The organism is Psychrobacter sp. P11G5 (genome assembly GCF_001593305.1).
In the GTDB taxonomy this organism is placed as follows: Bacteria; Pseudomonadota; Gammaproteobacteria; order Pseudomonadales; family Moraxellaceae; genus Psychrobacter.
The window spans coordinates 269,498-283,387 of record NZ_CP012533.1 but is presented as its reverse complement, the minus strand read 5'-3'; the positions used below and the strand labels follow the sequence as shown (position 1 = coordinate 283,387).

The window sequence follows — 13,890 nt, the reverse complement described above, 5'->3', positions numbered from 1 at the left end:
GCCTGGCGTTTTTGTTAGTCTAAGTTTTATTCGAAAAGTAGTAATACTATGGGTTCAACCGCTCTGCTTAAGATAAGGCCATGCTGCCTTTAGATAAATGAACATTGACCATAAGGTTAAAATCACCGCTGCGACCATCAGACCATAACCAATAAGCTCAAGTGATTCCCAGTTTAATAAGAGCACCGTAATAGCTATCATCTGAAAGGTTGTTTTGAGCTTGCCAACGTAGGATACTGCCACACTGGTGCTTTTGCCCAGCTCTGCCATCCATTCACGTAATGCTGATACTGCAATCTCACGTGAGATAATCACAATTGCTGCTATTGCCATAATAATATTGGGATGCCATTGCACTAAGATAATAAGTGCTGCTGCGACCATCAGCTTATCAGCGACGGGATCTAAAAAACGCCCAAATGCTGACATTACGTTGAGCTTACGAGCAAAATAGCCATCAAGCCAATCGGTAATAGCGGCAATAATAAAGACGGCCGTCAATAGCAAATGTCGCAATAAGCTATCGCTGAACTCACTCATCCCTACCTGTGCGATGACGTTATTTGAAATCGCAGGCATGCCAATACCCATGGCTGGGGGCCAATAGGCAATCGCTACAAATAATGGAATCATCAAAATACGCGCAATAGTAAGATTATTGGGTAAATTAAAAATACTTTTATTATTTTGCGGCTGTAGCGGTTTTTGCGTATGCAGTTGTGTGCTTTCGGTCATGGCAAGCCTAGTTTGATATAGACATAAGAATGGTTGCTAGCTTAGCATTTTTCGCCCTTCTCGTCATGCCATCTTCTGCAAGTTAATAAATACTAACCAATTATCTAATTATTGTTCAAATGACTCGAAATTATTCTGAGTAGAAAACTCTAAGCATGTTCATCATGATATAAAACTGTTTCAAAGTATGACATTGTATCAAAACACTCTTAAACGTAATGTCATGTAACTGGAGTAACAAAAAACACTTAGCTTCCGCTATTATGAATATATTACGAAAACAGTTGTACACTCAGGTTTATAAATGAAAGCTGTACCAAAGTTCTAATAACAATAATAAACAAAGACTGTATCTGTAGCCTATCTACATTGCCAGTTTTCCTCAGCCCACAGTTTCCTCTGTGGGTCTTTTTTTGTCCTAAAATTTTGTTAGCTGATATCATAGCATGATAATTTTCTTGTCAATCTAGCAGTTATTTTTCAAAGTTTATATCAATCTATAAGCTGCCTCTAACTTTCTTTTCCAAGAAAGGAAAATAAAGACATGAGCAAAGCCTCCTGATTCATACCCTCCCCTATAAACACAATATCTCCAGGCCTAGAGTCGCCTTTCTCAGACGGCAGAATCTCCGGCTGTTGCATGACCTTACGTACAGATTGCAGTAATAACGCACCTTCATCTGTCTGTAAAACGCCTTTGACTCGTAGAATCGTATCACCCCGAGCGTGCAACAACGCCGATAGCCAAACGGTAAATTCGACCCAGTCTACTTCTTTGGGAATCGGCAGCGAAACCACAGTCGTTGGTGTTCCCATATTAACGAGAGTCGATTCGTAGATTTCAGTAGGTGGAGGGAGTTGCGGAACAGAGCTTTCGACACCGAATGCGGATAATGAAATTGGTGCGGCTGGATTGATTTTGCTGATGGTTGAAACGAGGTTGGATAAAGACTGCTCGGATACTTCCTCTGATTTTGCAATCACAACGCGATCAGCCGACAAGATTTGCTGACGACATAAAGCGTCAGTCTTTAGTGCCACGTGGAAATGTAGCGCATCAGCCATAATGATGATTTCTTTGAGCGCAAAATGGTACACCAGAATGGGATGCTCTTTGATAGCGACTATAATTTCTTCGGGATCAGCTAAGCCACTGGTTTCTATTATAAGCGTGTCTGGCTGAGCAGTAGTCAAACCGATTGATCGTCCGTTTGTTCGAGACTCGGCGACCGCAAGTAGTGCTGATATTAATTCTTTTTTGCCTTTTGGGGTGCCCGCGGTTCCGGTCAGCACTTTGACACTCATCGCCTCACCCAACAGCAGGTCGTCAACAGGTTGTTCTGCCGCTTCTTGGGTGAAGACTTGAGCGTGACCAAACGTCTTAGTAAAAAGCGCATGACGCAGCCACGTGGTCTTACCTGAACCCAGATAGCCACTTAGTAGAACGATATCGAGACGGTTGTCTTGAAATATTTGCATTAAACTCAAGCCACTGCATGCGTTGTTAAGGGGTCGATTGCAAAACCTTGACGGCGTTCTACTTCAGCCCACAGCTCAGTTAAGTTGTTGACCATGACGCGGGCCCCACCTGGACATATCAGCTGTATCTGCGGGATCACCCCATCCGCATAAACTGAGAACCCATAAGGTTTTAGTACTCGCTTTAATATCGATATTCGGTGAAACATTGCTCTGAGGCGGATACCACCCTTTTGTGCGCCCGCTTCCGTCCAATGCCCTGGAGCTGCTGGGTTGCCACATGCATTACACATGATTCTTCTCCTTATTACTGACTTTGGCGACAATACTGCTAAAGACGCCAAAGCCAATGTTAAACACCGCTATTTTCAAGCGCTTTTAAATGACTTCTGGACGCTTACCACCTTCAAACGGGAAGCGCTTGCGGAAATCTTCAGCAATGTCTTCAAACGGCATCCAAACCACACCTTCATGACTGTTAATATAGTCGATTAAACGTTCAAGCATCATCAGCACTTGCGGACGCCCTGACACATCAGGGTGAATGGTGAACGGATATACTGCATAGTCCATATTGCGATAAACCCAATCGAACTGATCACGCCACATCTCTTCGATATCACGTGGATTGACGAAACCATGACTGTTGGGGACGTTTTTCATAAACATCATCGGTGGCAAATCATCCATATACCAGTTGGCGCCAATCTCGACCAGATCAATCTCGTCGCCATGGGTCATGGGATGCATCCATTCTTCTGCTGTTTTAGAGTAGTCGATAACGTTCCATTTATCACCCACCCGAGCATAAAACGGCTGGAAGTCGCGGTAGCCTTGGCTATGATCATATTTGAAATCGTATTTTGCTAAGATCTCAGGGGTCGCGGCTGACATCTCCCACCACGGTGCCACGTAACCACGCGGGCTTTGACCCGTCAGCTTGGTAATCAGCTCAACTGATTTCTCCATGACCGCTTCTTCTTGAGCGCGGGTCATGGCAATGGGGTTTTCATGTAAGTAGCCATGTGCCCCTACTTCATGACCATGATCGACAATCATTTTGGCAATGTCAGGGAATGTCTCGAGGCTATGACCGGGGATAAAGAACGAGGTGCGTAGATCGTATTTTTTAAACAGACGCAATAAGCGTGGGACGCCAACTTCAGAGGCCCAGACACCGCGCTGAATGTCAGACGGGCTTTCGCCGCCGCCGTACGAGCCGATTTGACCGGCCACTGAATCAACGTCCGTGCCGAATCCACATATGATAGTTTTAGACATATTTCATTCCTTTGATATTTTTAGTTTGGTTTTATTCCTTTGGGGTTTTAGCTCTGTTTTACTCCTTCGTTAGATGGTTATGATAAGTTTTGAGTTAATAAATTTTCGATAGAAAGTGCCGCAGCTAATAGATCGCTTTCTCGACCACCAGACATCGATAGCAAAATACTGGTAGGCATCTGGTTTTCATCTATGCCATTTGGTAAGGCAACGCCGCACCAGTCCAGAAAATTACCAAGCGCAGTATTGCGCAGCATTAACGCATTGGTATAAATATATAAGTCATCGTTTTGTTCAAGCGGTTTAAGTTCGGGCGCAGTAATAGGCGTGGTGGGGAATAGAATAATTTGATCGCCTAACAGTTGACGATTTTTCTGAATCAATCTGGCGCGCGCTCTTAAAATGACAAGCAAGTCACGAGCAGACATATCTCCAGCATCAAGAATGCGATCAAGAACCCGTGGATCCATTTGCGCCGCACGCTCAGAATGCACCAGATCCCAGTGTAGATCTAAGGCTTCTGGCCCAACTAGGTAGCCGTGTTCCCGAGCAAGCGTGCCTATTTCGTCAAACTCGCTGCATATTCCGCGAGTGACCGTAGCGCCTGCCAGCTCAAGCGCGCGAGCAGCTGCTTCAAAATTCTGAATCACAGCTTCTTGCGCACCTTTAAAAACAACATTGGTAGGAATAAAGAAGTTGAGTTGATTGATAGGTGTTGGCTTGGGCGTTGCGACCGCTCGGCCGTTTAGAATTTCTGCCACACCGATGCAGCTTTTTAGGTCAGCAGCAAGCGGACCAAAGGTATCCAATGTCGGTGAGAGTGGAAACGTACCCCCTTTTGGAAACGCTGTACTAGAACCTTTATAGCCGACTACGCCATTTAACCCAGCCGGAATACGTATCGAACCCCCAGTATCACTGCCGATGGCCAGTGGCACTAGTCCGCGGGCGACAGCAACGCCGCAACCAGAAGACGAGCCGCCAGGAATGCGATCTGGGCCCGTACCATGTGGGTTTTTAGGAGTACCAAAATGTGGATTGAGACCAAGGCCCGAATAGGCAAATTCGGTCATATTAAGACAGCCGATTGATACAAGGCCAGCTCGAGTGGCATTGGCAACCACATCAGCATCACGAGTCGCAGGTGCGTTGGATTTAAGCACCACTGACCCTGCAGTGGTCACCCGACCTTCTATATCAAAGAGGTCTTTCCATGCGATAGGGATACCATCCCACGCACTAAGTGGATTGCCTTCGCGGCGGCGTTGCCTAGAAGCATGGGCTTCTTTTAGCGCTCGTTCTTCGAGCAATTCTGTAAAAATAGCGGGATCAGAAGATCGGATGTTTGCAAACGTCTCTTCAACAAGCTCAACCGGACAAAGGCTACCTTTTTCGAGGCGGGCTGCCATGTCTACCGCTGAAACAGAATCTTTGGTAATTTTGCTCACAATCCGTTTGTCCACAATGCACTCCATGTTATTGATTTTTTTGAGATTGTATTACTAACCATAGGTCAAAAAAAGAAGATAGTCAATTGACATTGTTTAGCAAAATAATGCGATTCGATAATAAAAATTCTGTATTGATTAGTCTTGAAGAAGTTATTTTTTAATTGAGTTGGTCACCATATTTATAGAGTTAGCAAACGTTGATGTTCGGCTACTATCAATTATTTTTTAACTTTAAATGGCTCCGAGAATTGAAGTATTAAAAAACCAACTACAGACAAGATGATAGCTATCTCGTAACGACCGTAAGCAACAGAGATACCGATAGCACCGGTATTCCATAAGCTGGCTGCCGTTGCTGTCCCTTTTGAGCCTTTCTCATTTTTAAAAATAGCACCACCACCGATAAAGCCCATACCAGTAATGATGGCGTACATGATTCTCGCTTCGCCAGTAGCCTCATAAATATCCATACCTACCAACATGAAGGCACACGAGGCAATAGTCACCAATGGAAAGGTTCTAAGTCCTGCACCGTTATCTTTCATCTCACGATTAAGCGCAATGGGCAGTGATAATATAAAGGCAATACTCAGTTGAAAAAAATGGTATCCCATTAAGTCTAAATCTAAATCGAATCCAAACATGGTTTACTACCCTCCCTTTTTAGAGAAAACGCATTTAAACTCTAACAATGGGTGCATTGGATATTTTACTATCTACGTGATTAGAATAATATTTGCATTTTAGGAGGCGCAAAGTACTTTTACCGTCTCTTTTGCCACCTGATAGCAGCTCTCGATATTGCCTTGCCCGCACCAATCACCACTGGCGATCCATTGATGTTGGGTATCGATCAATATTCCTAACGCCTCATTAGTGCTTCTATTTTTCACATCAATCACCGTTGCCGCATAACGCCAACGATGGCAATCTATTTGACTGGGTGCATGATCATTATGCCAATTTAGTGCTTGCTGTGCGGCTGCTAGCAATTGCGCTTTAACCGTTTCAATATCATCATCGACGTGCTCTTCGGACCAGTCGTTGCGCGCGTGAATAGTGACACTTGGAAGTAGGTCATCATGAGCAGGCTTTTGATGCTCGATAAATATTCTATCGAGTATTGAGGCATTTACATAAGCCACATCCCATGCTGATTGAATGTCATTACTTAACGTTTTTGGTAATTGCTCTAAGTTGTCCCAGCCTAGCATGAGCGTATAGCAAGCCAGCATTTGCGGTTCGGTAATTTTGGCTTGCTCTGTAAAGCCACTATCTGCCATCAGCTCTACTGCCTGACCATTTGGCGCAGTACAAATGATCCAGTCAAACCAGCCCAGACTGCTGCCAGTTTCATCAAACAGCTCAGTTTTTATAGCTTTATTATCTTGTACGCTATCCATTTGCACTTTGTTAATTGGAGCGACACGGGTCTTAAATTTTATAGTTGTATGCTGTAAATTATCAGCCAATACGCGCCCCCAACTGGTCATTTTAGGGGTGCTAATATAACGCGCATGTGTGGTATCCCATTGCTCTTTTCTCTCTATATTAGGTGAATTAGCATCTTGAGCTTGAGCATCTTGAATATGGACATTAGCTGGCGTCAAACTCACTACTTGAGCGCACCACGGTTGCAGTAATTCCGAGTTTAGCCAAGGCGCGATAAATTGCTGAAAGCTAGATGTTTTTACCGTAAAAAACTGCGCACCGAACGCCCATTGCCAGTTTTTATTAGTCTTGCTATCGGTGCGATAGCGCGTGGCTAAACGACCAACGCTACGTGATTTTTCAAAGATAGTAATTTGCGGTGCTAAAGAATTCACAGTTGATTTCGTTTGTTGCTTAAGAAAAGCACGCTCTAACAATGTCGCTGTAAATAGACCTGTCAAACCGCCACCAATGATAGCTATTTTCGGCTCAGTGTTCAGGCCAGCTCTGTTGTCATTGTTAATTTGTTTTGAGTTATTATCAGTAGACGTATCAGTAGCTGGCAAAATATGGTCAGTCATAAGAACAGTAGGCCTTATTAGAAATTGAGCAATAATTAAAAATCTTATTAAACGAAAATATTGAGCAAAACATTAAGCAAAAAGCATCAGCTTTATTCTTGTTTAGCAGCATTTATATTAATGACTATCACTGATGTTAAAAAGCCATGCTATTGGAAACAGCATAGCTTTTGTGACGATTAATAATTAGCCCATTTATTTATACAGTGATGATGGCTGTGAATTGACTAACCACGCTTGGCCTCACGTTCAGCTTTGACCACGTCAATTATCTTGTTGATAACTGAGCTATCAGCAAGGGTAGATAGATCACCTAGTCCGACATATTGCCCTGCGGCAAGGTTACGCAATATTCGACGCATAATCTTACCAGAACGCGTTTTGGGTAACGCCTCAACGATATAGATAGCATCTAAGTTAGCAATTGGGCCAATCTCAGTGCGCACATGGCGATTTAGCTCGGCTTTTAGCTGATCGCTTGCGACTTCGCCCATACTGAGAATAATAAAAGCTGCAATGCCCACACCGCGAATCTCATGGGGCATACCAACGACGGCTGCTTCAACAGTAGAAGGATGAGCATCTACCGCGCTTTCAACTTCTGCAGTACCTAAACGGTGCCCTGAAACATTGAGGACATCATCGACACGGCCAGTAATCCAATAGTGCCCATCTTCATCACGTTGTACCCCATCACCAGTAAAGTAATAGCCCGGATACTCAGTAAAGTAGGTTTCCAAAAAGCGCTCATGGTCATTATAAATAGTACGCATCTGTCCCGGCCAGCTGTTACTGATAGCGAGATTGCCCTCAGCGGGACCTTCGAGTGCCGTGCCATCGGTATCGATTACTTGCGGTATGATGCCATATAGAGGGTTCATCGCGGCACCCGGTTTAAGCGCTACCGTACCCGGTATTGGGGCGAGCAAGATACCACCCGTTTCAGTCTGCCACCATGTATCTACGATTGGGCAACGACCACCGCCAACGACATCATAATACCAATCCCACGCCTCAGGATTAATGGGCTCTCCAACGGTACCGAGCAAGCGTAGACTTGAGCGATTAGACTCACGGACAAAGGTATCGCCCTCTTTCATCATCGAGCGGATAGCAGTCGGTGCCGTATATAAAACCGTAATTTTATGCTTATCGATAATATGACCAATCCGCGCCCATGTTGGATATTCAGGCACGCCCTCAAACATTACCGTCGTCGTGCCACTGGCAAGCGGCCCATAAGTGGAATAAGTATGACCGGTCACCCAGCCGACATCCGCTGTACACCAATAGACATCATCGTCTTTGATATCAAAGACATCACGGAAGGTTGATAGCGCATAAGTGATATAACCGCCAGTTGTATGCAGTACGCCTTTTGGCTTTCCGGTCGAACCAGAGGTATATAACAAAAATAATGGATCTTCGGCGTTCATGACTTCAGGCTCGCACTGTTCTTGCTCACCAGCAATTAAAGAGTGATACCAAACATCACGACGACCACTCATTGGGATCGAACTACCCGTCCGATGCACGACAATGACTTTTTCAACGCTATCAGTGCCATCCATATCGAGCGCACGATCGACATTGACTTTAAGGGGCGTATGCTTATTACCGCGTAGACCTTCATCAGCCGTAATCACGATTTTGGATTGGCTATCAACGATACGGTTACCTAAGCTCTCAGGAGAAAAACCACCAAACACGACCGAATGCACCGCACCGATACGCGTACATGCCAGCATCGCTATCATCGCTTCAGGTATCATTGGCATATATAAGGTAACGCGATCGCCTTTTTTGACCCCAAGCTTGCGCATAGCATTACCTAAGCGACAAACATCAGCGTGCAACTCTTTAAAGGAGATAATCTTGTGTAAAGAAGGATGGTCCCCTTCCCAAATAATGGCGGGCTTATAGGGGTTGTTTTTGAGGTGTCGATCAAGGCAGTTTACTGAGATATTTAGCTCACCATCCTCGTACCATTTAATACGAAAGTCGTCCAAATCATAACTGACGTTGCTAATGATAGTCGGCTTTTTTATCCAATCAATCAGCTCGGCACGCTCGGCCCAAAATGCATCAGTAGCCTCAGGTGATTGAACAGATCGTTTGTAGTCGTGAGCGTACTGCTCGGCGGTGGTATTGGCAGCGGCGATAAATTCAGCCGTAATAGGAAAAGATTTCTGAGTCATAAAATATTCCTTTTTTAATTATTATTGTCTGCATAAAATATCGAAAATAAAAGATATTGAGAATAAAAAATACCGAGAATAAAAGAAAAAACTATCTAATAGACTGACTGAAACTGAAGCGATAACATTACTATCAGACAGTGATAATCGGCAGCTAATCAGTAACGACGGTGGTTGCAGACAACAGGCTATCATCTTCCATAATGAGTGACGCCTTGATTCTAGTTTGACAAATAAGGGCAAGTGATGCAAGACACCAACTACTAATTACAACAATTCCAATGTACAGCTGTTTACTTATGCATTTATACGTTCTATTACTTTTGCAGGGCAAAAATTTGATAAGCATTTAACCCTTGTAACCCTAGGTTAAATATGGACAATAGCCACACCAAATACATTTTTTTTAATGATTCTTATATCAGCATATTCCTATAGTCGATACTAAATAAAATGGATACACGATAGTATGTCGCGGGATTGGGACAAATTTTTTGTAGCCTCTGTCGGTGTAGGCACAGTAAGCAAGAAAAACTTGTCACAATACCACTGTATCTTTTTTATATTGATCTGACTATATCATTGCTTCTACCTTATCTTTACGTTTGTTTAAAAGCAGCGCTTTATGGACCAAAACCGCCATGGACAATAACACCCATTACGATGTCATCATTATTGGCGCAGGGGCCTCAGGGCTATACTGCGCGCTCACCGCTGGTCGTCGAGGCCGTCGCGTATTGGTGCTCGATCATGCCAATAAAGTCGGCAAGAAAATCCTGATGTCGGGTGGTGGACGCTGTAACTTTACCAATTACTTCGTCGAGCCTGAACACTTTATTAGTGCCAATCCGCATTTTTGTAAGTCAGCTCTGAGCCGTTATCCCAGCTGGGAGTTCATTGGCATGGTTGAGAAACACAAAATTGCTTATCATGAGCGTGAGCACGGTCAGCTGTTTTGCGATGATTCAGCGCAAGATATCTTGACCATGCTTCTTGATGAATGCGCTTCAGTAGGTGTGCAGATACGCATTAATACTCAAATTGATAAGGTTAATGTCAGTATTAACGATGACAACGCGAACAAGAACAGCGCGCGCTTTGAGTTATTGACCACCAAAAAACTCAGTAAAAAAGATATTGCCAATGACGTTAAACCCTCGCAAACCAAATACAGCTGTGAATCGTTAGTCGTTGCGACTGGTGGCTTATCTATTCCAACAATGGGTGCGAGTGGTCTTGGCTACGAGCTAGCGCAGCAGTTTGGGCATCAGCTTATGTCCACCGATGCCAGCCTTGCTCCCTTTACTTTCACTGATAAGACGGGTGAGCTCATCCGTGCTTTGTCTGGCATTAGCCTGCCGGTGATTGCCAGTAACGAGCGCATCTCGTTTAAGCTGCCGCTCCTATTTACCCATCGCGGTCTATCTGGTCCTGCCATGCTCCAGCTGTCCAATTATTGGCAGACGGGCGAATACATCAGTATTAATTTGCTGCCTGATACCGATATCACCACCCTCCTACTCTCTCATAAAAAGTCACACCCCAAGCAGCTTATCCGTACCGTCTTGGCTGATTATACGGACAACGCTTTACCCAAAAAGCTACTTGTGGCCCTACAAACGACACTGTGGGACGATATCAAAGACAAAGAGCTTGCCAATATTAAAGATGAGCGCCTAGGCGAGCTTGGGGCTACTATTAATGGTTGGCAACTCAAACCCTCTGGCACGGAAGGTTATCGTACGGCTGAGGTCACGCGCGGCGGCGTAAAAACCGATGAGGTGTCTTCAAAAACGATGCAGAGCAACTTTCAGGACGGTCTATACTTTATCGGTGAGGTGCTCGATGTCACTGGCTGGCTTGGCGGCTATAACTTCCAATGGGCTTGGGCAAGCGGCTTTGCCTGCGGTGAAGTGGTTTAATTAGTATAGTCAGTTCGAAATAAAATCGATACGTTAATCACTACGTGCGACTGGTATAAATTTCCCTTGCTTGCTGCTATCACAGAGGCTACGAAAAACTCATCCTAGTCACACTGTATCGGTTTTAAGGTAAACCCATTATAAGAAGTGATTTAAGCAGAAACAGCGCTTAACCTTGAGTTGATTTTGATTATAGCTTCTTAATGACAGCCTCTTGATAATTGTGTAGATATACACCATATATTACTTCATAGATGTAGATATTATTAATAGTAGTTAGTCTAATAATACTTCAAATAAATAAAATTACGAGGTGAAATATGCGTCAAATTAAACACATTCACGGCGATAAACCTTCGCATTGGGTCGGTGACGGTTTTTATGTGAAGCCCTTTATCAACTACTCTAACGGCACACCTGACTTTAATTACGCTCATAGCGATCCGTTTTTGATGCTGGATTATAGCGAACCAATGAATTTTGCGCCCAATCCAAATTATGAGACCCAGCCACATGGTGTCGGTCAGCATCCGCACAAAGGGTTTGAAACGGTAACCATCGCTTATGAAGGCGAGATTAGCCATGCGGATTCAACTGGCGGTCGCGGTGATATCCTAAAAGGCGATGTGCAATGGATGACCGCTGGTCGCGGTATCATTCATGAAGAATTTCACTCGCCAAGTTTTGGACAGAATGGCGGCGTCTTTAGTATGGTGCAACTGTGGGTCAATCTACCCAAAAAAGACAAGCTAACTGATGCTAAATATCAGACGCTTAAACGTGATGAGATGGCAGTCGTTCAGTTAACCGACAGCAATGACAATGCAATTGGTAAAGCGGCTATTATCGCAGGTGAGTTGCAAGGGGAAGCCGGTATTGCCTCTACCTTTACGCCAATCAACTTATGGGATATTGCGCTTGATAGCGAAGGATCAACGACGCTACAAGTGCCGAACACCCATAATGTTATGATATTGGTGCAACAAGGTAAGCTACTCATCAACGATACTCTAGTTGACGCGGGCAAGCTGGTTCAGTTTGCTGAGCCTACTGGAATAGACGCTACAGATGAGCAGAATACTATTAATACAAGTAGCATCAATACAAGTACTACCGATACCATTACGTTAACTTATCAAGTGGACGGCAACGACTCTGTACCTGCTAAGCTGTTACTTATGAGCGGTGAACCTATTGGCGAGCCAGTAGCAGGTTATGGTCCATTCGTCATGAACACCCAAGATGAGATTCAACAAACCTTCCGTGATTATCAAACAGGTAACTTTGGCTAATAACTAAAACGTTTAACCATTAATACAAGCTCAAAAAGAGCCGCCTTACTGTCATAGTAAGGCGGCTCTTTATTGTCTTAACATTTAAAACTAAGCATACACTTATGCTTGTTTTTGATCCAAATACGGATAATCGGTATAGCCTTCAGCGCCGCCACCATAGAAACTATCTGGATGCTGCTCATTGAGCGGAGCATCTTGACGGATACGTTCTGCCAAATCAGGATTGGCGATAAAATCACGACCAAAGGCGGCTGCATCGATATACCCTTCGCGTACGTTTCTTTCTGCTTTTTCGGCAGTATAACCACCTGCGGCGATAATCGTATTGTCAAAGGCATCACGAATACGCTGACGGAAACCATCGTTATATGGCGTACCACCTGCCCAATCAGGCTCAGATAGATGGAGATACATCAAACCGCGTTTGTTAATCTGTTCAACCAGCCAGATGTTATCATCTTCATCGTAGCCTGCTTCTACAGCGTTAAACGTGCCTTGTGGCGAAATACGTATACCGACGTGATCGTTATCCCAAGCCTCAACACAAGCGTCAATGACATCAAGGGTTAAGCGTGCGCGGTTCTCACGACTTCCGCCGTATTCGTCATCACGCTTGTTGGTTTGCTCAACCCAGAATTGATGCAATAGATAGCCATGTGCACCATGAACCTCTACGCCATCAAAGCCTGCTTCACGTGCCGTCTTAGTAGCATGAGCGAAATCTTTGATGACTTGCTTTATTTCATCAGCGGTGGCTGGGCGTGGTGGCGTCGTTTCAACGCGAATCGCTTGGTTGTCACTATCACGTAAAGAGGTGCGAGCACCGACTTCGACGTCTGATGCTGATATAGGTGCTTTGCCATCAGGCTGTACGCTTTCATGCGCCACAAGACCCGTATGCCATAGCTGTACGACGATTTTTCCGCCTTTAGCATGGACATTATCTACGATGGCTTTCCATGCGGTCATTTGATCTTTAGTATGGATACCAGGCGCACCTGCATAGCCTTTTGCTTGAAAAGAGACTTGCGTCGCCTCTGCGATGACTAAGCCTGCTCCTGCCGCACGCTGCGAATAGTATTCGCCTGCCAATGCAGTCGGTACATCGCCTGGCTCAACAGCGCGCAGACGAGTTAGTGGTGCCATAATAATACGGTTTTTTAGGGTTTGAGTGCCCATTTTTACTGGTTCAAATAAATTATCGTAAGCCATGGTATGCCTTGTTTGTTGTTATAAAAAATATGGGTAAAAGTGGTATTCATAACTATAAAGTAATTTACTGATAACTATGAAATCTTTATGAGTCATTAGGTCAACAAAATGTATGTTTGCTTAGTCAATAAGTAAGTGCCTATTGAATAAGTATCTATCAAATAAGAACCTGTCGAATAAGAAACTATATTCAAATAAGAAGCTATATTGAACGACCGTTCTCTTTATAGGGGATATCTACTATTATTCAAGCAAGCTTTACAAACAAAAACACCTTTCCACATTTATCTAATTCTTAAAGAGGG

General features: G+C 44.2%; 11 protein-coding genes. 2 read left to right on the top strand and 9 right to left on the bottom strand.

Features of this window, described 5'->3' with window-relative positions:
* Window positions 1-54 precede the first annotated feature (54 nt).
* The 8 genes from pgsA to acs form a co-directional block, all read right to left on the bottom strand.
* Window positions 55-735 carry a CDP-diacylglycerol--glycerol-3-phosphate 3-phosphatidyltransferase gene (pgsA, locus tag AK825_RS01220; protein WP_068034027.1) on the bottom strand — a complete coding sequence of 227 codons (681 nt, stop codon included), beginning with the start codon at window positions 733-735 and terminating at the stop codon, window positions 55-57.
* 510 nt (window positions 736-1,245) lie between these two features.
* Window positions 1,246-2,214, bottom strand: a complete 969-nt coding sequence (locus tag AK825_RS01215; protein ID WP_068034025.1) for a GTP-binding protein — start codon at window positions 2,212-2,214, stop codon at window positions 1,246-1,248.
* A 5-nt stretch (window positions 2,215-2,219) separates the two neighbouring features.
* Entirely contained in the window at window positions 2,220-2,507 is a 288-nt protein-coding gene (locus AK825_RS01210; RefSeq protein ID WP_068034019.1) for a hypothetical protein, read from the bottom strand.
* 85 nt (window positions 2,508-2,592) lie between these two features.
* A complete protein-coding gene (locus AK825_RS01205; protein WP_068034017.1) occupies window positions 2,593-3,495 on the bottom strand; it encodes a polysaccharide deacetylase in 903 nt (300 codons plus the stop codon).
* A gap of 77 nt (window positions 3,496-3,572) precedes the next feature.
* Complete coding sequence (locus tag AK825_RS01200) at window positions 3,573-4,958, bottom strand: amidase family protein (RefSeq protein ID WP_068034016.1); 1,386 nt, start codon at window positions 4,956-4,958, stop codon at window positions 3,573-3,575.
* 206 nt (window positions 4,959-5,164) lie between these two features.
* Window positions 5,165-5,590, bottom strand: a complete 426-nt coding sequence (locus tag AK825_RS01195; protein ID WP_068034014.1) for an MgtC/SapB family protein — start codon at window positions 5,588-5,590, stop codon at window positions 5,165-5,167.
* Between the two features lie 99 nt (window positions 5,591-5,689).
* Window positions 5,690-6,958: an NAD(P)-binding protein gene (locus tag AK825_RS01190; protein ID WP_082787128.1), complete on the bottom strand. Its 1,269-nt coding sequence runs from the start codon at window positions 6,956-6,958 to the stop codon at window positions 5,690-5,692.
* 227 nt (window positions 6,959-7,185) lie between these two features.
* Window positions 7,186-9,156: an acetate--CoA ligase gene (acs, locus tag AK825_RS01185; RefSeq protein ID WP_068034012.1), complete on the bottom strand. Its 1,971-nt coding sequence runs from the start codon at window positions 9,154-9,156 to the stop codon at window positions 7,186-7,188.
* Window positions 9,157-9,797: 641 nt separating this feature from the next.
* Between acs and AK825_RS01180 the strand changes: the two genes are divergently transcribed.
* On the top strand, window positions 9,798-11,078 hold the full coding sequence (locus AK825_RS01180) for an NAD(P)/FAD-dependent oxidoreductase (RefSeq protein WP_068034010.1): 1,281 nt from the start codon (window positions 9,798-9,800) through the stop codon (window positions 11,076-11,078).
* A gap of 320 nt (window positions 11,079-11,398) precedes the next feature.
* Entirely contained in the window at window positions 11,399-12,370 is a 972-nt protein-coding gene (locus AK825_RS01175) for a pirin family protein (RefSeq protein WP_068034008.1), read from the top strand.
* 102 nt (window positions 12,371-12,472) lie between these two features.
* Here AK825_RS01175 and AK825_RS01170 read toward each other — a convergent pair whose 3' ends face one another.
* Window positions 12,473-13,585, bottom strand: coding sequence for an alkene reductase (locus AK825_RS01170; RefSeq protein WP_068034005.1), 1,113 nt, complete (start codon window positions 13,583-13,585; stop codon window positions 12,473-12,475).
* Window positions 13,586-13,890 lie beyond the last annotated feature (305 nt).

What these genes read in the sequence shown, in the direction of transcription:
- pgsA (WP_068034027.1), bottom strand. Translation starts at nt 735, where the DNA reads ATGACCGAAAGCACACAACTGCATACGCAAAAACCGCTACAGCCGCAA.
- AK825_RS01195 (WP_068034014.1), bottom strand. Translation starts at nt 5,590, where the DNA reads ATGTTTGGATTCGATTTAGATTTAGACTTAATGGGATACCATTTTTTT.
- AK825_RS01205 (WP_068034017.1), bottom strand. Translation starts at nt 3,495, where the DNA reads ATGTCTAAAACTATCATATGTGGATTCGGCACGGACGTTGATTCAGTG.
- acs (WP_068034012.1), bottom strand. Translation starts at nt 9,156, where the DNA reads ATGACTCAGAAATCTTTTCCTATTACGGCTGAATTTATCGCCGCTGCC.
- AK825_RS01210 (WP_068034019.1), bottom strand. Translation starts at nt 2,507, where the DNA reads ATGTGTAATGCATGTGGCAACCCAGCAGCTCCAGGGCATTGGACGGAA.
- AK825_RS01215 (WP_068034025.1), bottom strand. Translation starts at nt 2,214, where the DNA reads ATGCAAATATTTCAAGACAACCGTCTCGATATCGTTCTACTAAGTGGC.
- AK825_RS01175 (WP_068034008.1), top strand. Translation starts at nt 11,399, where the DNA reads ATGCGTCAAATTAAACACATTCACGGCGATAAACCTTCGCATTGGGTC.
- AK825_RS01180 (WP_068034010.1), top strand. Translation starts at nt 9,798, where the DNA reads ATGGACAATAACACCCATTACGATGTCATCATTATTGGCGCAGGGGCC.
- AK825_RS01170 (WP_068034005.1), bottom strand. Translation starts at nt 13,585, where the DNA reads ATGGCTTACGATAATTTATTTGAACCAGTAAAAATGGGCACTCAAACC.
- AK825_RS01190 (WP_082787128.1), bottom strand. Translation starts at nt 6,958, where the DNA reads ATGACTGACCATATTTTGCCAGCTACTGATACGTCTACTGATAATAAC.